This is a genomic window from Sphingomonas sp. PL20 (assembly GCF_017875905.1).
Classification (GTDB): Bacteria; Pseudomonadota; Alphaproteobacteria; order Sphingomonadales; family Sphingomonadaceae; genus Sphingomonas; species Sphingomonas echinoides.
In genome coordinates this window covers 2,571,332-2,593,466 of record NZ_JAGINH010000002.1, presented here as the reverse complement: position 1 = coordinate 2,593,466, position 22,135 = coordinate 2,571,332, and the positions used below count along the sequence as shown (strand labels likewise).

Here is a 22,135-nt window from a genome sequence, read left to right as displayed (position 1 = left end):
GCGCTCACGCGCCGCCTCCTTTCTGGCGGAAATCGTACAGCGGGATGCCGAGCTTCCTCGCCTTGTCGGCGAGGTTGTCCTGAATGCCGGTGCCGGGGAAGACGATGACGCCGATCGGCAGGACGTCCAGCATCTGATCGTTGCGCTTGAACGGTGCGGCCTTGGCGTGTTTCGTCCAGTCGGGAGCGAAGCCGACCTGCGGCACCTTGCGGGTGTCGGCCCATTTGGCCGCGATCTTCTCGGCGCCCTTCGGCGACTTGCCGTGCAGCAGCACCATGTCGGGGTGCTTGGCGTGGACCTGATCGAGCTTGGCCCAGATCAGGCGGTGATCGTTGAAATCGAGCCCGCCGGTAAAGGCGATCTTCGGACCGGCGGGTAGCAGCACCTGATTGTCCGCCCGCTTCTTGGCGGCGAGGAAGTCGCGGCTGTCGATCATCGCCGAGGTCAGGTTGCGATGGTTGACCATCGATCCGCTGCGCGGTCGCCAGTTCGAGCCGGTGTGGCGCTCATAGTGTTCGGCGGCCTGGTCCCGCATCAGCTCGAAGGCGTTGCGACGCTCGATCATGGTCTGGCCCTCGGCCGTCAGGCGTTCCAGCTCGACGGCCTTCACCTCGCTGCCGTCCTGTTCACGCTGGCCGCGGCGCTGCGCCTGCTCATTGTCGTCCAGCTCGCGCTCGATCCGGTCGGTGGCCCGGTGGAAGAGGTTGACGGTCGACCAGAGGAGATCGTCGAGGTCGGGCTCGAGGCGGGTGTCCTCCAAGGTGACGATCAGGGCGCCGAAGATGTCGGCGATGGCGCCGGCGACGTGGTCGCCCTCCGGAAGTGGCCGGGGATCGGGTTCATCCGTGAAGGGACGATAGCCGTAAAGCTGGAGTTCGCTGAGGACATGGTCGGTGGGGGAAGAGGCGTGATGCGGTTCGTGGTCGTCGTGTTCGCTCATGGGATGCTCCGTCGGTTCGACCGCGACCCTCGCGGCCTTCATGGCGACGAAAGCCGGCGGGCGGGCCGGACCTGCATCCGCAGCGAAGCGGAGGGCCGGAGCGCAGCGGAGGATGGCGAAGGCGGGCTATTTTGCTTCGCGATGGAAAGCGGCCCTCGGCCGCGCCGGAAAATAGTCCGCCGCAGGCATTGTGGGTCCGGCCCGTTTGCTGGCCGATCGCCCTCTCGAAGGCCGGGGCGCGGTTCTCTCCGACCTCGGGGTCATCCGAGCGATGCCGACGACGGCGCTCCCGCCGTCTGCTTTCTCCTCGCGGCCTATGCCGCCAGCGCCATGAAGCGTGCGACGTCCTGGGGCGCGATCTGCACCCGTGCCGCTGCCCGGAGGCTGTCCAGACCTGCCAGGCGGAGATCCTCGTTGAAGTCGCCCAGGTTCGGAGACACCACGACCGCCTCGATCCCGGCCGCGTTCGCCCGTTCGATCAAGGTTGTCATCGCACCGTCGCCGGCCGGATCATTGTCGCGGGCGATGTAGAGCCGGCGCAGCGTGTCGGGGAACAGGATGGCCGAGAGATGCGCCGCCGAGAGCGCCGCCGCCATGGGCATGGTGGGCAACGCCATCCTGAGCGACAGCATCGTCTCGATGCCTTCGCCCGCCGCCATCACGTCGCCAGCTATGCCAAAGCGAACGGCATGTCCCAGGAGGTCGCCTATCGCTCGTCTCGGCGTGTCGATCGGTGCCTTGTCCGAGCCGTCGGGAGCGAGCCAGGTGCGGTGCGCGCCGGTCTGATGCCCGTCGAGATCGGTGACCGATGCGATCATCGCCGGCCAGGTTTCGGTCGGGGAGTGCTCGTCAGGCCGATAGTAGCAGCGCGGATGAAAGCGCAGGCTTCCGGTTCCGTGGAAATCCGTAATGCCGCGTGTGCGGAGATACGTCTTTACGAGCGTGCCAGAGATCGGCTGCGCCATGGCGAAGAGCCGCCGTGCCGCTTCCGGTGATCCGGTCGGCGCCGGTGACTTGCGCTCGCCATCATGCGGACGGTCCGGTTCGGGATGTGGCATCGACAGGAAGGTCCGCGCCTCATCGACGACGTCCTTGAAGTCGACGAGGCCGCAGCTTTCGCGGATGACGTCGAGCAGATCGCCATGCTCGCCGGTGGCAGCGTCCGTCCATTTGCCAGCCGCGCCCTTGCCGGTTTCGCCGCCCTTCAGCCGCACGAACATCGAGCGGCCCGGCGTATTGCGCACATCGCCGACCAGCCAGTAGCGACCCTCGCGATGACCGGCCTTGAGATAATGACGGCACACCACCTCGGCCTGTCGGCCGAGACGGATCGCCAGATCGGAAGCGTCCTGACGCGCCATCACGCCGCCTCCCGCTCGCCGATGCGCTCGACCGGATAGCGTTCCAGCACCTTGGCCAGGATCGCAGCGCCGGTCGCATCTGTCGGCACAAACATCCGCAGCTTCCATGAGATGATCTCGTGAAACAGGCCATAGGCGCGCAGGCGGTCGCGCATGGCGTCGGTAAAGCCCGACAGCTCGATGCGGTTGGCGCCCATGACCCGGACGCGGCGAAGCTGAAGGCCATCGCTCAGATCGAGGATGGTCTTGCCGTCCATCAGCGCCATGAAGGCGTCGTCGGGCGTCAGGGTCGATGTGCTGTTGGCGAGTGCGCCGGCCACCCATGCGGGGGAGACGCGACGGCCAACGATGCGCTCGCCGTCGTCGGTCTGGAGTCGATAGACCCGCGTCGACTCGTTCGGCAGCCGCTTCCAGATCGGCAGCAAGAGCCCGCTGACGACATGGATGGTGCTGTCGGCATACTCCGGCACCTCGGCGGCCTCGGCATCCCACGCCGCTGTGAAGGCGACCCGCTCCGCCTGCACCCAATGGGTCTCGTCCAACATCTTGATGGGGATGTTGTGCGCCTCCATCGGCCGGATCAGCCGCAAGCGCCGTTCGATCTCGCCATCGTCCAGCATGATGCTGGTGGTCGGTATCTGCACGGCGGCGCGGCCCGAGCGCTCGTTGATCAGCAGCCTCGCGCCCGGGTCATCGAGATGGTCCAGCGCCTCGGCCAGCGTCACGGGACGGTTGCGCTGGCGCTGGGTAATGGTCAGCAGCCGGGCTTCGGCCCCGGTGCCCGGATGGACATGGATCGTCCGGCGATCGGTAACGATGAAGCTCTCGGCCTGCAGCGTCTCCAGCCCGACGTCGTAGCTGCCGGAAGCGATAGCGCCTTCGATCTTGGCGTTCAGCAGCCGCTCGAACGCCGTGAACAGGACGCCCTGGAGCTCGATGGTCAGCGCCAGCAACCGGTTGAGGAAGGTGGTGATCGGCGGCAGCTCGTCCTTGATGCCGGTGGAATCCGTCAGTGAGAGGCCGGTGGCGTCCTCGAACATCTGGAGCGAGCAGCCGTCGACCTTGCCGCGCACCAGCATCAGGTAGAGCTGCCGCAGGGCATCGCGGGCGTAGTGGCTCTCCAGATTGTCTTCTGGCCGGAACAGGCCCTGGCCTCCGGTCTGGCGCTGGCCGCGTGTGATCGCGCCCAGCGTGTCGAGCCTGCGGGCGATCGTCGACAAGAACCGCTTCTCGGCCTTCACGTCGGTCGAGATCGGCCGGAACAGCGGCGGCTGCGCCTGGTTGGTCCGGTTCGTGCGGCCCAGGCCCTGAATGGCGGCGTCGGCCTTCCAGCCCGGCTCCAGCAGATAGTGGACGCGGAGCCGCTGGTTCCGCGCCGACAGGTCGGCATGGTAGCTGCGCCCGGTGCCGCCCGCGTCAGAGAAGATCAAAATGCGCTTCTGATCATCCATGAAGGCTTGCGTTTCGGCCAGATTGGCCGACCCGGCGCGGTTCTCCACGGCGAGGCGATCGATGTCGCCGGGGCTGGTCTTGCGGACGATGCGGCGCGAACGTCCCGTCACCTCGGCCACGACATCGGTTCCGAAGCGCTGGACGATCTGGTCGAGCGCGCCGGGGACCGGCGGCAATGATGCAAGCCTCTCGATCAGACGGTCACGACGGACAACGGCGTCGCGACTCTCGACCGGTTGGCCGTCGCGAAACACGGGCCGCGACGACAGGTTGCCCTCGCTGTCGGTGAACGGCTCATAAAGCTGGACCGGGAAGGAATGGGCGAGATAATCCAGAACGTACTCACGCGGGGTGATGTCCACCCGGACGTCGTTCCATTCCTCCGTCGGGATCTCCGCGAGCCGGCGTTCCATCAAGGCTTCGCCGGTCGACACGATCTGGATTACGGCAGCGTGGCCATCGACCAGGGCCTGCTCGATCGAGCGGATCAAGGTCGGCGTCTTCATCGAGGTCAGCAGATGGCCGAAGAACCGCTGCTTGGCGGATTCGAAGGCCGAACGGGCGGCGGACTTGGCCTGGCGGTTCAACGTGCCGCCGTCGCCGGTGATGTTGGCGGCCTGCATCGCGGCGTCGAGATTGTTATGGATGACGGCGAAGGCCCCGGCATAGGCGTCGTAGATGCCGATCTGCTCGGGCGTGAGCTGATGCTCGACCAGTTCGTATTCGACGCCGTCATAAGAAAGCGACCGGGCCGTGTAGAGGCCGAGCGAGCGCAGGTCGCGGGCCAGCACTTCCATCGCTGCGACGCCGCCGTCCTCGATCGCCTCGACGAATTCGGCGCGGGTCGAGAACGGGAAGTCCTCGCCGCCCCAGAGGCCGAGCCGTTGGGCGTAGGCGAGGTTGTGAACGGTGGTCGCGCCGGTCGCTGACACATAGACGACGCGCGCGTTCGGCAGGGCATGCTGGAGCCGGAGGCCCGCACGGCCCTGCTGCGAGGCGGCGACGTCGCCGCGTTCGCCCTTGCCGCCAGCGGCGTTTTGCATGGCGTGGCTTTCGTCGAAGATGATCACTCCATCGAAGTCGGAGCCCAACCATTCGACGATCTGCTTGACGCGGGAAAGCCTCTCACCTCGGTCGTCGGACCGTAGCGTGGCATAGGTGGTGAATAGGATGGCTTGCGAGAGTGTGATCTCCTTGCCCTGCGGGAAGCGCGACAGCGGTGTGACCAGCAGCCGCTCCATGCCGAGCGCCGACCAGTCACGCTGGGCGTCCTCCAGCAGCTTGTCGGATTTGGAGATCCACACCGCCTTGCGACGGCCCTGCATCCAATTGTCGAGGATGATGCCGGCCGACTGGCGACCCTTGCCGGCGCCAGTGCCGTCGCCAAGCATGAAGCCCCGGCGGAAGCGCACGGCGTTCGGCGCATCGTCCGGCGCAGCCGAGACGACGTTGAAGGTGTCGTCGAGCGTCCATGATCCGGCGAGGAAGTCGGAATGCGCCTCGCCGGCGTAGATGACAGTTTCGAGCTGGGCGTCGGAGAGAAGCCCGTCGGTGACGATGTTGGCGGGCAGCCGGGGCCGATAGCTCGGCTTGGGCGGTGCGACCGAGGCCATCGCCACCGACTGTACGAGTTTGGTCGGGTGAGCCTGAGCGCCGGGAATACGGATCGCCTGCAATTCGTACTCTTCATAGATGGCGTCGGTGATCCGGCCGTCTTCGGCTGGCGTCCAGTCCACGGCGTCGTAGGCGAGTTCGACGCCCTCGGGCTCGGGGACGGCACGGGTCGGCGATGAGGCGGCGCGGGCGACATAGCCGCGAACGGTCCGGGGCGGCGGCGCGGGCGAAGCCATGGCGACGGTCACGGCGGGATCGATGGGCTGCCGCGCTGGGACGTGTTCGCCGATCCAGGCGATGAGCGTCGCGACATCTGGCGCGACGCCAGCCGAAGCCGGGAATGCCGCCGCATCATCGGCCGGCGCCTTGTCGATGACGGTCAGGCGGGTGTCGATGGTCGTGCCGTGCTTGGCATAGACCGCGCCGTCGATCGCGGCGGTGAAGACGACCCGGCCGTGCTCCTGCAGGCGAACGAAGGCATCGCGCCATGCCGGCGCATCAGGCGCGAAGCTGGCCCCGGTGATCGTCACCAGGCGCCCGCCGTCGGCCAGGCGCGCCAGCGCCGAGGCGACATGGCGATGGGCGGCGTCAGCCATCCGGCCCCTGACGTTCGCCATCACGGAGAACGGCGGGTTCATCAGGATGACGCTCGGCACGATGCGCGCGTCGAGATGATCGTCGATCTGGGCCGCGTCGAAGCGGGTGACGGGAATGGCCGGAAAGAGGTGGGACAGAAGATCGGCCCGGGTGCCGGCCAGCTCGTTCAGCATGAGCGCGCCGCCGGCGATCTCCGCCAGGACAGCGAGAAGGCCAGTGCCGGCGGACGGCTCCAGCACACGATCGGCAGGCGTGATAGCCGCAGCGGTCAGCGCGGCGACGCCGAGCGGAAGCGGCGTCGAGAACTGCTGGAAGGACTGGCTTTCCTCCGATCGCCGTGTGTGCGTGGGGAGAAGGTTGGCGACCTTCGACAGCATCGGCAGGGCCGCAGCCGGAGACCCGGCTTTGCGGGAAAGCGCGTTTCCGTATTTGCGGAGGAAGAGGACCGTCGCGACTTCGCAGGCGTCGTGGGCGGACTTCCAGTCCCAGGCGCCCGTCGTGTCGGAGGCGCCAAACGCCGCTTCCATGGCGGCGCGCAGGATCGGCGCATCGATGCGCTGACCGTGTTCGAGATGGGGAAGCAGTAGCCGCGCGGCCTGGAAAATCGCGGCAGAAGGATCGGGGACGTGGGGAAGCGGCGCGGCCAGCGGAGCTGCCGCGGATGCAGGGATCATTGTCATGGGAAGAACCTCGGAGAGCGGATCGGGATGAACCGGCGGCGCTCTCTCTCGACCGAACCGGCTCGAACCCGTCCCGGCCGTTCTCTCACTCTGGCGCGGGCATAAAGGAAGGTGCGGGGCGGCCGAAACCGCCCCGCAAGCCCATCATTCGGCGGCAATGAGGTGACGTTCGTCGTCCTCGCCGTCTGCAGGGGGCGCTTCGTCGTCGGCGCTGAGGAAGTCCGGCAACTCGTTGCCGTCGTCCGTCCCGGCGACGGCGTCCGGTGCAGGATCGCCTGCGAGGTCAGCAAGTCGAAGCGGCTCGGGAAGCCAGCCGGTGTCGGCCAGCAGACGCTCGGCTTCCTTGGCCATGTCACCCTTCTTCAGGTGGTCGATGAGCTGCGCCGACGCTTCGCCCTTGGCTTCCCGTACCGCCTCGAGGATGCGGGGCTTGGTAACCCGGCTGAGATAGTTGTCGACGGTCGGGCGCCATCCCGCTTCCGCCATGTCGAGGCCGACGGCGCGGGCGATCCGATCGGCCTGCTTCAGCCGACGTTCAAGACCGTGCTGGGAGATGCCGGAGCCGCCATAACGGTCGACCTTCTCGGAGAGCGCATTGACGCCGTAGGAGACGCAATGCGCTAGCAGGGCGCTCCGACTGGCGTCGTCGAGATCGACCAACCAGTCCCACAGGGCATCCTCGTCCTGCGGGATGTCGGCCTCCCAGCCTTCCTGCCGTTCCGCCATCGACTTGGCGGACGTGCTGTCCTTCAGGTCGGCGGCCTGGGCGGAGAAGAAGACGTGGCGGACCGACACCTCCAGGCACCCGCCGGAAGACGAGGTGCGGTGGAAAGTGTCGAGCACCAGCTTGTGCAGCAGCGCGGTGATGGCGACGCGCGGGTTGCCCGCCAGCGCATCCCGCAGAGCGAGAGTCCGGTGGGCCGTCAGCTCGCTGACCAGGCGTTCGGGCAGCGGCTTGATGACATCCTCCTCCTCATCCTCCGGTTCGGATTTGCCGCCGATGGTGATGACCGCCCGCATCGGCTGCGCGTTCGGCGCGTCGCCTTCAGTTTCGCCGTCGGCGTTGGTCTCACGCTCGATGGGCGCCTCGTCCTCAGGACAGACATAGCCGCGCTCGATGGTCAGTCGGCCCGAGCTGTCGATGCTGACGAAGGCGCCGGCGCGCGCGATCTCGGCCGGATCGTAAAGGGTCGGCCGGTTCTGGAAGCCGGCGATCGCGGTTTCGATTTCCTCGAGCCGCAGATCGACCGCCTCCGGAAGGTCCTCGCCATCGTCATGCTCGGCATAGAGCCGATCCAGCTCCTCGGTCAGGGCCTCGTATGCGGCCTGCTCGTCGGCGGAAAGTTCGGAGCGTTCGCCCGCGATCCGACGCAGGCCCGAGGTGTGGCCGTAGGGGAAGTCCAGCGCGGCATCGATCCAGAGCCAGCCCTCGGCCGCGATCTCCTCGGCCGCTGCGCCGAGCTTCGCGGTGGCGAGGGCGTCGAGCAACGCCGGATCCTGCAGCCACCCGCCGTCGTCGGCCTGGAACAGGTCGCGCAGCGTTGCGCCGCCGGCCGCCTCATAGGCTTGGACCCCGACGAACTGCGCCCGGCGATCGGAAGCGCGGACAGCGCCCTCCGTCAGCATGCGGCGGATCTCATAGGGCTGGCGGCTGTAGGATCGCTGGATGGTTTCCCACACCTCCATCTGCCGCGCATGGTCGTGCGACACCGTGAAGGCCATGAGCTGGTCAAGCGCGATGCCGTCCTCGGCATAGACCTCGAGCAGCGCCGGGGCGACCGAGGCGAGCCGCAGGCGCTGACGGACCACGGCCGGGGTGACGTAGAAGCGGGCGGCGATATCCTCCTCGCCGATGCCGCGCCCGATCAACGCCTGGAAGGCCTTGAACTGGTCGAGCGGATGAAGCGCCTCGCGGTGGACGTTCTCGGCCAGGCTGTCTTCTTCAGCCGGGATCGCGGAGGCCGCGTCGCGGACGTTGCAGGGGACTGGTGCGGTCTTGGCGAGACGCTTGGCCTTGACCAGCAGTTCGAGCGCCCGGAACCGGCGACCTCCGGCCGGGACCTCGAAGATGCCGGTTTCCACGCCGTCGCCGTCCAGCACAGGGCGGACGTTGAGGTTCTGAAGAAGGCCGCGGTGGCCGATATCCTCGGCCAGTTCCGGGATCGAGACGCCCGCCTTGGTCTTGCGGACGTTGGCCTGGCTCAGGATGAGCTTGTTGAAGGGGATGTCGCGACGCTCGCCAAGGGACGCGATCTTCTGAACGGCGGTTGCCATGTCGGGATACTCCATGACGGGCGGCCGAGAGACTCTCTCTCAACCTCCAACCCGTCACGAAGCGAAGCGCCGCCCTCTTCCTCTAAAGGGGGCAGCGCCACGGACCGGCAAACCGGAAAGACACGGAAGCACAAAGCCGGAGACACGGAAAACCGCATCCCGGCTTCACGGAAATCAGACCGCTCGATCGAGCAGCTTCTTCGCCTTGGCCTCCATGTCGAGGCGGGCGTCCTGATGGGGCTTGTCGCGCGCGACGGCGGTGATGCCCTGCACGAAATCGAAGATACTTTCGGGCGGACGTCCTTCCTCGGCCAGCACCGTGTCGATGATCTTGCCGGTCTCGGCCTTGGAGAAGCCGTGCCGGCGCAGGAAGTCGGTGCGATCCTCGGCGCTGCGCCCCACGATCCGTTCGCGGGCCGCCTTGATGCCGTTGACGAAAGGCAGCGGCGAGGAATTGGCGAAATTCGCCAGCGCCGGCGCCGCCTCATGAGCGAAGCGGTTGGCGGCATATTTGGAATGGCGGATGGTGATCTCCTCGAAATCCTCCACGCCCCACAGATTCCGGTTCTGGCAAACCGCGCGGAGATAGAAGCTCGCCATGCCGAGTGTCTTGGCGCCGACCTCGGAATTCCAGCAATAGAAGCCCCGGAAATAGAGGTCGGGCGAGCCATCCGGCAGGCGGCCGGCCTCAATCGGATTCAGGTCGTCGACCAGAAACAGGAAGACGTCGCGATCGGACGCATAGAGCGTTGTCGTGTCCTTGGTGATATCGACGCGGGGATTGTAGATGCCGGTCGACCAGTCGAGCACGCCGGGAACCTTCCAGCGGGTGTCGCCCGTGCCGTTGCCGGCAATGCGTTTCACGGCTTCCACGAGTTCTGCGTCGAATATTCTCCCATAATCTGGGCCGGTGACGGCGCGCAGTTCCATGCGGCCGTCGTCGGTTTCCAGCGTCTTGATCTGCTCGGCCCGGTTGGAGGTCAGGCCGTATTGCAGGTTGATGGCGGCGAGTGTAGCGGGGAGCTGGCGCAGATAGGCGGCCGGCGCGCCGACCATGCTGGCGAGCTGTCCGAAGGACCAGTGCGTCGGCGTGATGGCCGTGTCGGTGCCCGGCAGGATCAGCGCCAAGCGCTCCGGGTCGCTGCGGTTCGCCTCAACATGGATCAGCGCGCTTTCCACCACGCGGGTCCGGCTGCGGTCGGCGCGGTCACGCACCGATCGCGCCAGTTCGGAGAGCGAGAGGTAGCGTTCGTCGGCCGGACGCGAGAACCACTCGGACGAGACGCGGCCGACCCGCTCGCCGCGGCCGACATCCACTTTGTAACCGCCGCTCGTGTCACGGCGCGCATCGAGAACTTGCATGTTCATGGGACCAATCTCCACGACGGGCGCGGGAGCCTCTCTCCCACCTACTCACCCGTCACGGAAACCGGTCCGCACTCTCACTCTCCGGGGGCGTTGCGGGGTCTCCCCGCAGAAGGGGTCGGTCGAGACCGCAGGGCTCGGACGCAGGGGAAGGCTTTCCCCTCCCGGTGCGGACGTAGAAGGCGATCCGAAGATCAGTCGTTGCTCTTTGGTCCAGGTGTCCGTTTGATCCGAACGCGTTTCGGCAGATCGCCGCTGGCCAAAACTTGCCCCACAGGATCACGGCTGATGTCAGCGATTTCCTGCAGATGGGCAAGAAAGCCAAGAGCATGCATGACTGCGGCATAGATGCCGATACTCACGCCAGTATCGCCAGCTTCGACACGTTGGAGTGTGGATCGGGATGTGAATGCGCGCTCCGCCACGACCGCCATCGGCAAGTGACGTCGCCGGCGGGCATCCCGTAGGTCGGCCCCGAGCTTGCGCAAAGCCCGTCTGACCCCGATAGACGGGTAGTGTGGTGTAGGCATCTGATATCTTCGTGCGACGTTATCATCTTTAATGTAGCACGAAGCTGACATAACGTGTCATCGCTTCCTGCCGCGAACTAGAGCGATAGCCTCTTTGATCTGACACCTTTCCTCGCCATACGAAGAATGATACAAATCCTCGGATAATAGCTCCTATGTTCCGAGTTTCCGTATCGTGCCAACATCCATGTCCCAACGCCAGATTGCCCATACCGTGCTGACCGCGCGCGGAATTTCGCGCCTGGCGGAGCTGCGCGAGGCGGGCGTAACAGCCGCCACTATGAGCCGGATGGAACGCGACGGCGAGGTGCTTCGGCTCGCGCGAGGACTTTATCAACTTTCCAATGCGCCCCTCGACGTCCACCACAGTCTCGCAGAGGCCGCCAAACGGGTTCCCAAAGGCGTGGTTTGCCTCGTTTCGGCCCTGGCTTTTCATGGTCTGACCGATCAACTCCCAAGGCAGGTTTGGCTCGCCGTGGGTCAGAAGGACTGGTCCCCGAAAGCCGAAGGCACGCCCATTCGGCTGGTACGTTTCACGGATCGCCTCCTAACAGAGGGTGTTGAAACCCACGCTGTTGAGGGGGTGGCTGTGAAGATCTTCGGCGTTGCAAGGACGATCGCCGATTGCTTCCGATATCGGAACAAGATTGGCCTGTCCGTGGCGATCGAAGGCCTTCAGGAAGCGCTGCGCCAGCGCAAGACGACGCCGGGCGAGATTGCCAGGCAGGCTGAGCGAGGAACGGTCGCCACGGTCATTCGGCCGTATCTCGAGGCGCTGACCGCCAATGGCTAAGGAGATCAAGAATATCGGCGCCTCGGTTCGCGCCCGCCTGCTGCAGGTCTCCAAGGCGAGCGGCCAGACCTTCGATCTTGTCCTGACCCGCTTCGCCCTGGAGCGGCTGCTGTTCCGGCTCAGCCAGTCACCCCACGCCGACCGCTTCGTGCTGAAGGGCGCGATGCTGATGATGAGTTGGTTCGATGACCCACATCGCGGCACGCGCGACCTTGATCTGCTGGGCTTCGGCGATCCGACCGCGGAGCCGATGCTGGCGACGTTTCGGGAGATCTTGGCGCAGGGTGCTGCCGACGGTGTGGAGTTCGACGTCGATGCGCTTCGTGTCGATCGAATCCGCGAGGAACTGGAGTATGGTGGCCTGCGACTGCGGACAACAGCGTCGATCGGCGGCGCCCGGATCAGTCTGACGATCGACATCGGCTTTGGCGATGCGGTGGAGCCTGGCGCCGAAGAGCTCGACTATCCTTCCATGCTGGACTTTCCCATGCCCCGGCTGCGTGGCTACGCCCGGGAAACCGTCATTGCCGAGAAATTCCAGGCGATGGTGGCGCTAGGACGCGCGAATAGCCGCATGAAAGACTTCTACGACATCTGGATTCTTAGCCGCTCATTCACCTTCGGAGACGACAGGCTGGCGCGGGCGATCGCTGCCACCTTCGCGCGCCGCGAGACGCAGATTCCTGAAGATCTGCCCGATGCGTTGACACCGGCTTTCGCTGCCGACGAGCAGAAGCAGCGGCAATGGCGCGCCTTCGTTAAAGACGTTGCCCACGATCCGGGCGATCTCGCTAACGTCATACGAGACATAGCCGTATTCGTGATGCCCCATGCCACCGCAGCGAGGCCACACCAATGAGTGGCATCTTTTCAACGGTTGAGCTGTGGAGGGCGGACGAGCCAGTCGCTGTGGAAAGATATTTTCACAATCAAATGATGAGCAGAGCTGGCTGCCAAGCGCGCCGCAGTTTAAATAATAAAAAAATGCTCTGTGAATACAGGCCTAAGATTTGGGGGAGGCAATAAGCCCGTGGACGTATTTTCGCTGAATAACAGCCTATTGGCGCAATATACTGGATTTGCCCGTTCCTTTACGCGGATACGTTCGTCGGAAATTTTGGAGAAGGTGACCGATCTATACGCCGGGCGCCGTTTCTGGCCTGAACCCATGCTTCAGCTGAATCCGCACTATGAAGGTGGCGGCTCGGTCCTAAGCCTTGTTGGCCCAAAAGGACTGATCGATGATTGCGCTGAGATATTCCGGGACTCACGCGCCGCTGCCGACGCCTCCGACAAGACTCTGAAGTTGCGCCGCCACCAGGAGCAGGCAATCGGCCTTGCTCTGGACGGAAAGAGCTTCGTCGTCACGACCGGCACCGGTTCGGGTAAGTCTCTTTGCTTCTTTATTCCGATTGTTGATGCCGTTGTTAAAGCGAAGCGGGCTGGCGAGGCTGCTCGGACCCGAGCGGTAGTTATCTATCCGATGAACGCCTTGGCCAATAGCCAGCTTGAGGAACTGAAGAAATTTCTCGCAGATCAGAACCATCCAGTGCCCGTGACCTTCGCTCGATACACCGGCCAAGAGAATTCCGAAGAACGCGAGCGGATAAAGAACAATCCGCCGGATATTTTGCTCACCAATTTTATGATGCTTGAGCTTCTGATGACGCGGCAGTCAGATCTTGACCGACGTGTCGTGGAAAATTGTAGCGGCCTTCGGTTCATTGTTCTTGATGAACTACATACGTACCGAGGGCGCCAAGGGGCAGATGTTGCGATGCTGATGCGCCGTCTGCGGGCGCGTGTGGGCGATCCCCAACATCCGCCGATTTGCATTGGCACCTCGGCAACAATGGCGAGCGAAGGCGGCGAAGAAGATCGCAATCAGGTTGTTGCTGATGTCGCGTCCCGCTTATTTGGGACGAACATCGGCCGAGATGCGATCGTTACAGAGACCTTGCGCCGCGCGACGGATCCGGATCGATCCGCTGACAGAGGACTATCTCGACTGAGCGACGCTGTAGTCAGTGCGGCTTCAGCTACGCCTTATGAAGGTAAATCAAATGGTGAGATCGCTCGCGATGATCTCGCCATCTGGGTAGAGACCAGGCTCGGCCTTCGCGATGTAGATCAGAAGCCGCGGCGGGCGCGCTCGCTGTCGCTAAAGACAGCGGCGGTCCTACTATCTGGTGAATCCAGCGAAGCAGTCGAGACGTGCGAGCTGGCATTAAAAAACGCGCTACTGGCGTTTAGCTTACCGGAAAAACTCCGAGGCTATAGCGGCGGCGGTGACGAGCCCCTTTTCGCGTTTAAGCTACATCAATTTATTTCGGGCGCAGGTCGTCTGTACACAACCCTCGATCCCTCGGGTTCGCGCACCGTCACATTTGATGGACAAATCTTCGATCCGGAAAATCCGGAAAAAAGGCTATATAGTGCTCATTTCTGCCGACGGTGTGGGCAGGAAAACCACCCCGTCACGCTGGTCGACGACAATGGCGTAAAGTCATTTGAGAAGCGTGAGATCGATGATGTCCCCCTCAACGACGACGAAGAGCCTGAGGGCATCATTGAGCGTTGGGGCTTCCTCATGCCCGAGCCCGTCGATGGTGAGTTCACGTTCCAGGGGCGGGACGAGGACTATCCCGAGGCTTGGCTTGAAGAAACAAAATCGGGGGAATTGCGGTTAAAAGCGACATACCGCAAGACGAGGGCTGAGCTTGTATCGGTGCTTCCGGACGGCACCTGCGGCATTGGTGGCCAACGAGCCTGGTTCATGCCGGGTAAGTTCAAATTTTGCCCGGCATGCGGTGAGCACCACAGCGATTCAACCCGCGACATCAACCGGCTCGCCGCTTTGAGCGCTGAGGGGCGCAGTTCGGCGACAACGATTATTATTGCGGCCATCCTGCGTTGGATGAGCGATACGGAAAACTCCATCTCGGCGACGACCCGCAAGCTCTTGGCCTTCACTGACAACCGACAGGATGCTGCCCTTCAGGCCGGGCATTTCAACGACTTTCTGTTCGTCACGCTGCTTCGAGGCGCCGTCCTGGCCGCGGTTTCGGAAGCCGGTGACGAAGGGTTGCAAGAGGACGAGGTCGGGAAGGCGATCCAGCGCATGTTGGGCTTCGTGGCATCCAATGTCTCTCGGCGAACCGAGTGGTTGGTGGAGCCAGATCTTAAGGGGGCCAATCTGCTGGCCGCCGAAAAGGTGATCCGTGAGTCGCTTACGCATCGATTCTGGATCGATCAACGGCGGGGGTGGCGTTACACGAATCCCAACCTCGAGCAGCTTGGGTTGATCGAGGCGCGCTACATTTCCCTTGATGACCTCGCACATGACGACAAGGAATTTGAAAACTACCCGTTGTTGCGAGCGGCTTCAGCTCTCGAGCGTCAGGCGGCGCTTCGGGTGCTGCTGGACGTGATGCGCAAGGGTTTGGCGGTCGAATGTGACGCGCTGGACCGACTGAAGATCGAAAGTCTCGCCGGTCGAATGCGTAGCGTAATCAAAGCCCCATGGATATTGGACGAGGAGCGCTTCCTGGCCGCCCCGGTGTTCATGCCGAAGCCGCCCACCCGACGTGAGATGTCCCCAAAGGACGAAGAGTTGATTCTTCGAGGCAGCCCGACCAGTACGGTCGGCCGGCAATTTCGGTCGATGACCTTCGGTGGCAGACGGCCAACCGGCAAGCAGATCACGGAAATCGTGGAAGGATTGTTGAAAGCGGCAGGTCGTTACGGGCTGGCGACACAGGTCGTCTCTCCTGTTGGCGGAGATGGTTGGCGTCTTGTGCCGTCATCGATCGCCTTTGCGCTATCTGCAAATCAAACTCCGGATCGAGACAATCCATTTTTCCGCGGTCTGTACGGACATATCGCAACGCTTCTGGCCGACGGCGGCGAGGCAATCTTTGGCTTCGAAGGCCGAGAGCATACGGCTCAGGTTGAGGGCGATCTACGAGAGATCCGCGAGGCTCGCTTTCGTTATGGCGTAGACGACCGGAAACTTCTGATCGACCAAGCCGAACGACTGAAGGAGCTTCGAGAGGATAGCCGTTTCCTGCCAACCCTGTTTTGCTCGCCGACCATGGAGCTCGGTGTCGATATCTCCTCAATGAACGTCGTTTACATGCGGAATGTACCCCCGACGCCAGCGAACTACGCTCAGCGCGGTGGGCGTGCGGGCCGCAGCGGTCAGGCAGCCTTGATTGTCACGTATTGCGCGGCACAAAGTCCGCATGACCAATATTTCTTCCAGCGCCCAAGCGCGATGGTCGATGGCGTGGTGCTCCCGCCATCTATCGATCTGAAAAATCCCGAACTTGTCGAAAGCCATCTCCACGCAGAGTGGCTGGCCGCCAGCGGAGCGGCATTGTCGGCTTCGATCGCCGATAATCTCGACATGACGGTTTCCGGCAAGCCTCTGTTGCCGCATCATTGGAACCGAGTGTCGGCTGACGAGGCAAGGAGTGCCGGTGCAAAGCGCGTGGCGGCTGTTCTCTCAGCTGTCGCTGATGATTATGGTTCCACGCCGCCGGATTGGTTTGTTGGTGTTGATGCCAATACAAATAGCGTCGTTGCTGCCGCGCCTCAACGCCTTGCAGATACCTTTAACCGGTGGAGGGATTTGTTGGCTGCGGCCGAACGGCAGGTAGAGGACGCGGCGCGGACTTTAAAGGATTATTCGATCTCACCGCAGGAACGCCGTGCCGCAGAGACACGACAAGCGGCTGGAAATACCCAGATCAAGCTTTTGCTACGAGGAGCGGAGGGCCAAGGCTCCGATTTCTACGTCTACCGATATCTGGCAACGGAAGGCTTCTTGCCTGGCTATAATTTCCCGCGCCTCCCCATTATGGCATTCGTGCCAGGTGATCAGGGCGGAAAAGGTCAGCGGTATATTCAGCGTGCGCGCTTTCTGGCGATTGCTGAGTTCGGACCAGGCAGCCTTGTCTATCACGAGGGTCGTGCCTATCGGGTCGATCGCGCCCTGTTGAAGGAGGTTGGTGGCGGGCAAGATGGGTTGCTCCCGACATTCAGCACGGCAATTTGCGCGGCTTGCGGTGCCGCCCATGACGGAGAACCGCCAGAACGCTGCCACGTATGTAACAGCGGTCTAAGTACATCGAACATAACGAAGCAGCTTCATCGAATCGAGAATGTCGGTACGCGCCAGGTAGAGCGGATAACTGCCAACGACGAGGAGCGTCGTCGCCAAGGCTATGAACTTCAGACCACCTTCTCGTTTCGAGACGCGAGCGACGTCAGATCCCGAGTGTTTGAAGATTCAGAGGGGCATATATTCTCGGCGGAATTTGCACCTGCCGCACAGGTCCGTCGTATCAACCGGGGACTCCGCCGCCGCAAGGACATCAGTAAGATCGGCTTTTTGATCGATCCGAAGAGCGGCTATTGGGCAAGTGACAACCGAGCGAAGGACGCGGAAGAAGGATCGCCAATCAATAGTCGGCAACCCATCACCCCGGTTGTTGAGGACCGGAAGAACGCGTTGCTCATTCGGTTTCCTGCTCCTTGGTTAGCCGATGCTAGCGACCAAGCGGAGGCAATAATTGCTACGATTCAGCATGCTTTTGCCCGTGGTATCGAGGCCATCTACCAGCTGGAAGAAGGCGAAATCCAGGGGGAGCCGACCCCATCAAGAAAGGATCGCCGAGCGCTGTTATTTTACGAGGCTGCAGAGGGCGGCGCCGGGGTCTTGTCCAGGTTGGTTGAGGATGGCAGTGCCTTTCGCGCCGTCGCGAAGAAGGCGCTCGAGATAATGCACTATGCTTCCGGGAGCCTCTCAGCGGCCGCGGACAATGGACCGAAGGCACTCGAGAATGTTGAGGACTCTCACTGCGTAGCGGGCTGCTATCGCTGTTTGTTGTCCTACTTCAATCAGCCCGATCATGAATTGATCGATCGTCGGCGTGAACCCGTGCTGCAGATGCTCATCCGGCTTTCTTTCGCTGAGATGCGCTATTCCGCCCCCACCTCACAGTTGCAAACGCCTCTGGAAGGTTGCCCTCCGCCTGACGCAGAACCCATTGAGATTGGCGGTTACCAGCTCACAATGATCTGGCGTGTGGCGAGGGTTGCCGCTGCCGAGCAGGGGAGCGCTCCGGCCACGCTAAGCGACAATCTTGCCGAAAAAGGGATCGAACTTTTCCTTTTGCCGGCCGACATCGCCGCTCGCCAGGAATCGATTTCCAAGCTTGCCATTGCACTCGGAGCCAAGTCGTCATGAGTACCGCGACGAATTTTGCGCCAGGGGAACTGGTCCATGCGCGGGGCAGAGAATGGATCGTCCTGAGCAGCGGTGACTCGTTGCGGATCCGTCCCTTGACGGGATCGGAACATGAGGCTGAAACGGTAATCCCGGAGCTCGAGGCGGAGCCGATCCGGTACGCATCTTTCGACGCCCCCGAAATTGGGCATGTGGGCGGACGCGAAGCAGCGCAGCTCATGCGGGACGCTCTCAGACTTTCGCTGCGTCGTGGGGCAGGGCCGTTTCGCGGCGCTGGCCGGATAAACTTCGAACCGCGGGCCTATCAGCTAGCGCCGTTGATGATGGCGCTGCGACAGGAGACGGCGCGCCTCTTGATCGCCGATGATGTTGGTGTCGGCAAGACCATCGAGGCTGGCCTTATCCTTCGCGAATATATTGATCGGGGCGAGATCGACCGCTTCTCAATTCTCTGCCCTCCACACCTTGTCGATCAGTGGGCTACAGAGCTTGAGACGAAGTTCGCCATTACGGTGACGGCAGTGACCGCGTCGTCGGCGGCTCGTCTCGAACGTGACTTGCCTAACACGATCAGCGTCTTTGAAGCTTACCCGTTTACGGTAGTCAGCTTGGATTTCATCAAGAGCCAGCGCCGCTTCAATGACTTTCTGCGGGCCTGTCCCGAAATGGTCGTCGTCGATGAAGCGCATGCCGCGGTGACCGGGACTAAAGCTCACCACCAGCGATTTGAACTCCTCCAGAAGCTGGCCGCCGACAATTCCCGGCACCTCTTGCTGCTGACCGCCACACCTCATTCTGGCGACGAAGACGCATTTCATAACCTTCTCGGACTGCTCGACGCCGATTTCGCGCGATTGCGCGATGTGACGGGTGACGAGGCCCGAACGCTCCGTGAGCGCCTGGCGGGATACTTCATCCAGCGGCGGCGTCGAGACATCGACGCGTGGCGCGAGCCAGGCCTTTTCCCGCAGCGCGAGGTTACGGAGCTCAAGTACCGTCTGTCTGGCGACTACGAGCGCTTCTATGGCGCCATCCTCGACTATTGCGCTGAAGCGGTAGCGGCCGAAGAAGGCGAACTGCGCCAGCGGCTCGCTTTCTGGGGAACGCTTGCGTTGATGCGTTGCGTGGGATCAAGCCCATCGGCAGCGGCCCGAGCGCTTCGAACGCGTGCTGTTCTTGATGCCGACGAGGCAGAAGCCGATTTGATAACGGCGCGGGCCATCGACGACGAGGACGTAAGCGAAGATGATTTGGAACCCGGTGCGGCCATCGGGGACAATCGCCTTGTCGATCTTATTTCTCAGGCGGACACGCTGGCGGCGAACCCGCTGCGAGACCCGAAGTTCTTGATCTTAAAATCGGCGATCCAGAGCCTCGTGAAAGATGGATTTTCGCCGGTCGTATTTTGCCGCTTTATCGCGACTGCAGAAGCGGTCGGGATGGCTTTGGCAACCGCCTTCAAGGATCACACGGTCGAGGTCGTGACGGGTTCCCTCCCGCCTGAAGAGCGTGAAGACCGTGTCGGAGCTCTTGGCGAGTTCGAGAAGCGCCTACTTGTCGCCACCGACTGCCTCTCGGAGGGCATCAATCTCCAAGGGCATTTCGACGCTGTCGTCCATTACGATCTTTCCTGGAATCCCACGCGTCACCAACAACGCGAGGGCCGCGTTGACCGGTTTGGTCAGAAGCGCGAGACCGTCAGGACGATCTTGATCTATGGCGAAAACAATCCTGTCGACGGAGCCGTCCTCGACGTGATCCTCCGGAAGGCGCGCGCTATCGAGAAGCAGACAGGTGTCCAGGTTCCCATGCCGGATGAGGGCGGGAGTCTCACCAAGGCACTGATGTCTGCGGTGCTGTTGCGCGCGCGCGAACGCAACCAGTTATCGTTCGATTTTGACATGACCAACACTCAGGAGGCGCAAGATATCGATCTTGCTTGGTCGAATGCGTCGGAGAGGGAGAGAAAATCCCGCACCATTTTTGCGCAGAACAGCCTTAAGCCGGAAGAAGTCGCGTCTGAATGGGAGGCAACTCAACGCGCGCTGGGCGGCTTCGCGGACGCTGAGCGTTTCGTGTCGCGAGCAATGATGCGTCTCGGAGCTCCCTTGGTGTCACAGCCCCGCGGTGGATTCTCTGCGCCCCTGCATTTGGCGCCCGACGCACTGAAAGAGCGGTTCCAAACGGAAGGGCTGCTCGACGAGTCGACCTCACCAAAGCCGTTAAGGGTTGCCTTTGAAGCTCGTCCCCGATCGGGGTTCCTGTCTGTTCACCGCGCGCATCCTTTGCCTGGTGTGCTTGCGGAGAGCTTCCTTGAGAAGGCGCTAGACAGCCGCGGCCTACAGGACGACCCATCAACTCTGCCCCGTTGCGGGGCCTGGGAATCTGAAGCCGTCGAAAGCGTTGTCACGTTGTTGCTCCTTCGCATTCGGCATCGCATCGATTCTCGCGGGCGACTGGGGCCGCAATTCGCGATGGCTGAGGAAGCCGCTTCCGTCGCGTTCGATGCACTGACGGGCAAGCGCGTCAGTGCTGGAGAGGAGGCATTCGCGCTTCTTGAGGCAGCAAGCGCGAACGTGCCAGATCGCGTGCGTGACGCGCAGCTTCAGCGTAAGCATCCGGTAAGGACCGCGTTTACGCGGCCTTGAGCAGTTCTGCTGGTCGTCGCCAGTTCCAAGGTAGCAGTTCGCAAAGCTGGCTCTGCTGGATATCGGCGATGCGAGCGAGGACGTCGGCGAGCCAGGCTTGCGGATCGATGTCGTTGAGCTTGGCGGTGCCGATCAGCGTATACATGAACGCGGCGCGCTCGCCGCCGCGGTCGGAGCCTGCGAACAGCCACGACTTCCTACCGAGGGCCACGCCACGCAGCGCGCGTTCTGCGGCGTTGTTGGTCAGGCAGATACGGCCGTCGTCGAGGAACCGGGCGAACGCAGCCCAGTCCTTGAGCATGTAGTCGATCGCACCCGCGACCGGGTTGTGGCGTGCGAGCGCGGCACGCTGGGATCGCAGCCACTGCTCCAGGTCTGTGACGAGCGGGATCGCGATCTCCTGGCGCATGGCAAGCCGCTCCGCGATGGTGTTGCCGTTGACCGCGCGTTCGGCGTCGAAGATCACGTCGATCCGCCTGACCGCTTCGGCCGCGATCGGCGAGATGACCGATGCACCCTTACGCCGCTTCAGCTGCGCGGCGACGTCGCCCAGCTCGAAGAACTTGCGCCTGGCATGTGCCCAGCAGAGTGCACGGGTGACTGGTGACGGCGACCGATCGGAGCGGAACAGGGTGTTGTAGCCGGCATAGGCGTCGCCTTGCAGGATACCGCCATAGCCGGTGAGATGTGCGACCGGATGTTCGGCGCGACGGGTCCGCGAATAGCGGAACAGGGCAGCTGGCGGCGCAGGCCCTGCGAACGGTCGGTCATCGCGCACGTAGGTCCATAGGCGTCCGACATGGGCCGTGGTCTTCGCCAGCACCGGCACGGTCGTGTCGTCGCCGTGGAGCCGCTCGGCGGCTAGAACGTGCGCCTCGATCAGCCGGTGGAGCGGCGCGAGTGCGGCCGCGCACGCCCCGACCTGGTCGGCGAGCGTCGACAGACTGATCTCCACGCCCTCCCGAGCATAGCGGTCGCGCTGACGGTTGAGCGGCTGATGCGTCCCGAACTTCTCGAACATGACCATCGCCAGAAAGCTTGGTCCGAACAGCCCGCGCGGCGTCGCATGGAACGGAGCAGGTGGCTGGGTGATACCCTCGCACACGCGGCAGGCGAACCGCTCACGAACGGTCTGCACGACCTTCCACTGCCGCGGGATCACCTCCAGCGTCTCGGTCACGTCCTCGCCCAGCTTCGACAGCCGGTCCGACCCGCAGCAGGCGCAACTGGTGGGCGCGGCAACGACGACGCGCTCGCGCGGCAGATGCGCCGGCAACGGCTTGCGCGAAGGTCGCGTCCGGGTGAACGCCTCGACAGGGGTGCCGGCCGCGGCACGCTGGCCCAGAGCCTCATCCTCGCCGGCGCTCGCCTCCAGCTCCTCCAGACCAAGCTCGAGCTGGCCGATCAACAACTGGCCGCGCTCGGAACGCTGCCCGTAAAGTGCCCGACGCATCTTCTCGTTCTGCAACTCGAGCAGAGCCACCCGGGCCACCAGATCGGCGTTGATCGCCTTCGCGCGGGCAGCTTCGGCCTCGGCATCCAGAAGTGCCGCGCGAAGCGCCGTGACATCGCTGATGGGTGCCGCTGCCATGGCTTGAGGATAGCGAAAAAGCCCCGGAAAACCTAGC

Annotated in this window: 11 protein-coding genes; 4 read left to right on the top strand and 7 right to left on the bottom strand. The window is 63.3% G+C overall.

The window, feature by feature from the left end:
- Positions 1 to 4 precede the first annotated feature (4 nt).
- The 6 genes from H4W01_RS12020 to H4W01_RS11995 form a co-directional block, all read right to left on the bottom strand.
- The gene (locus tag H4W01_RS12020) at positions 5 to 940 is read right to left on the bottom strand and encodes a DUF2493 domain-containing protein (protein ID WP_209611196.1); all 936 of its coding nucleotides are present in this window, start codon (positions 938 to 940) and stop codon (positions 5 to 7) included.
- A gap of 314 nt (positions 941 to 1,254) precedes the next feature.
- Complete coding sequence (locus H4W01_RS12015; protein ID WP_209611194.1) at positions 1,255 to 2,301, bottom strand: DUF7146 domain-containing protein; 1,047 nt, start codon at positions 2,299 to 2,301, stop codon at positions 1,255 to 1,257.
- Entirely contained in the window at positions 2,301 to 6,644 is a 4,344-nt protein-coding gene (locus H4W01_RS12010; protein WP_209611192.1) for a strawberry notch-like NTP hydrolase domain-containing protein, read from the bottom strand. The genes H4W01_RS12015 and H4W01_RS12010 overlap by 1 nt, the downstream gene beginning before the upstream one ends.
- A gap of 144 nt (positions 6,645 to 6,788) precedes the next feature.
- Positions 6,789 to 8,918, bottom strand: coding sequence for a ParB/RepB/Spo0J family partition protein (locus H4W01_RS12005; RefSeq protein ID WP_209611190.1), 2,130 nt, complete (start codon positions 8,916 to 8,918; stop codon positions 6,789 to 6,791).
- Between the two features lie 174 nt (positions 8,919 to 9,092).
- Positions 9,093 to 10,286 carry a DUF932 domain-containing protein gene (locus tag H4W01_RS12000; RefSeq protein ID WP_209613347.1) on the bottom strand — a complete coding sequence of 398 codons (1,194 nt, stop codon included), beginning with the start codon at positions 10,284 to 10,286 and terminating at the stop codon, positions 9,093 to 9,095.
- 191 nt (positions 10,287 to 10,477) lie between these two features.
- Positions 10,478 to 10,813 (bottom strand): helix-turn-helix domain-containing protein, encoded by a 336-nt coding sequence (locus tag H4W01_RS11995; protein WP_209611188.1) that lies wholly within the window; start codon positions 10,811 to 10,813, stop codon positions 10,478 to 10,480.
- A gap of 187 nt (positions 10,814 to 11,000) precedes the next feature.
- On the opposite strand from H4W01_RS11995, the gene H4W01_RS11990 reads away from it, so the two are divergent.
- The 4 genes from H4W01_RS11990 (at position 11,001) to H4W01_RS11975 (ending at position 20,507) form a co-directional block, all read left to right on the top strand.
- Entirely contained in the window at positions 11,001 to 11,606 is a 606-nt protein-coding gene (locus H4W01_RS11990; protein ID WP_334685250.1) for a type IV toxin-antitoxin system AbiEi family antitoxin domain-containing protein, read from the top strand.
- Positions 11,599 to 12,465: a nucleotidyl transferase AbiEii/AbiGii toxin family protein gene (locus tag H4W01_RS11985; protein ID WP_209611186.1), complete on the top strand. Its 867-nt coding sequence runs from the start codon at positions 11,599 to 11,601 to the stop codon at positions 12,463 to 12,465. The genes H4W01_RS11990 and H4W01_RS11985 overlap by 8 nt, the downstream gene beginning before the upstream one ends.
- Before the next feature lie 171 nt (positions 12,466 to 12,636).
- Complete coding sequence (locus tag H4W01_RS11980; RefSeq protein WP_209611184.1) at positions 12,637 to 17,859, top strand: DEAD/DEAH box helicase; 5,223 nt, start codon at positions 12,637 to 12,639, stop codon at positions 17,857 to 17,859.
- On the top strand, positions 17,856 to 20,507 hold the full coding sequence (locus H4W01_RS11975; protein ID WP_209611182.1) for a helicase-related protein: 2,652 nt from the start codon (positions 17,856 to 17,858) through the stop codon (positions 20,505 to 20,507). The genes H4W01_RS11980 and H4W01_RS11975 overlap by 4 nt, the downstream gene beginning before the upstream one ends.
- On the opposite strand, the gene tnpC is transcribed toward H4W01_RS11975, so the two are convergent.
- On the bottom strand, positions 20,494 to 22,098 hold the full coding sequence (gene tnpC, locus H4W01_RS11970; RefSeq protein WP_209611180.1) for an IS66 family transposase: 1,605 nt from the start codon (positions 22,096 to 22,098) through the stop codon (positions 20,494 to 20,496). The two genes, H4W01_RS11975 and tnpC, sit on opposite strands and share 14 nt — an antisense overlap.
- Positions 22,099 to 22,135 lie beyond the last annotated feature (37 nt).

Coding starts and splice junctions, on each gene's coding strand:
- H4W01_RS12020 (WP_209611196.1), bottom strand. CDS start 940: ATGAGCGAACACGACGACCACGAACCGCATCACGCCTCTTCCCCCACC.
- H4W01_RS12015 (WP_209611194.1), bottom strand. CDS start 2,301: ATGGCGCGTCAGGACGCTTCCGATCTGGCGATCCGTCTCGGCCGACAG.
- H4W01_RS12010 (WP_209611192.1), bottom strand. CDS start 6,644: ATGACAATGATCCCTGCATCCGCGGCAGCTCCGCTGGCCGCGCCGCTT.
- H4W01_RS12005 (WP_209611190.1), bottom strand. CDS start 8,918: ATGGCAACCGCCGTTCAGAAGATCGCGTCCCTTGGCGAGCGTCGCGAC.
- H4W01_RS12000 (WP_209613347.1), bottom strand. CDS start 10,286: ATGAACATGCAAGTTCTCGATGCGCGCCGTGACACGAGCGGCGGTTAC.
- H4W01_RS11995 (WP_209611188.1), bottom strand. CDS start 10,813: ATGCCTACACCACACTACCCGTCTATCGGGGTCAGACGGGCTTTGCGC.
- H4W01_RS11990 (WP_334685250.1), top strand. CDS start 11,001: ATGTCCCAACGCCAGATTGCCCATACCGTGCTGACCGCGCGCGGAATT.
- H4W01_RS11985 (WP_209611186.1), top strand. CDS start 11,599: ATGGCTAAGGAGATCAAGAATATCGGCGCCTCGGTTCGCGCCCGCCTG.
- H4W01_RS11975 (WP_209611182.1), top strand. CDS start 17,856: ATGAGTACCGCGACGAATTTTGCGCCAGGGGAACTGGTCCATGCGCGG.
- tnpC (WP_209611180.1), bottom strand. CDS start 22,098: ATGGCAGCGGCACCCATCAGCGATGTCACGGCGCTTCGCGCGGCACTT.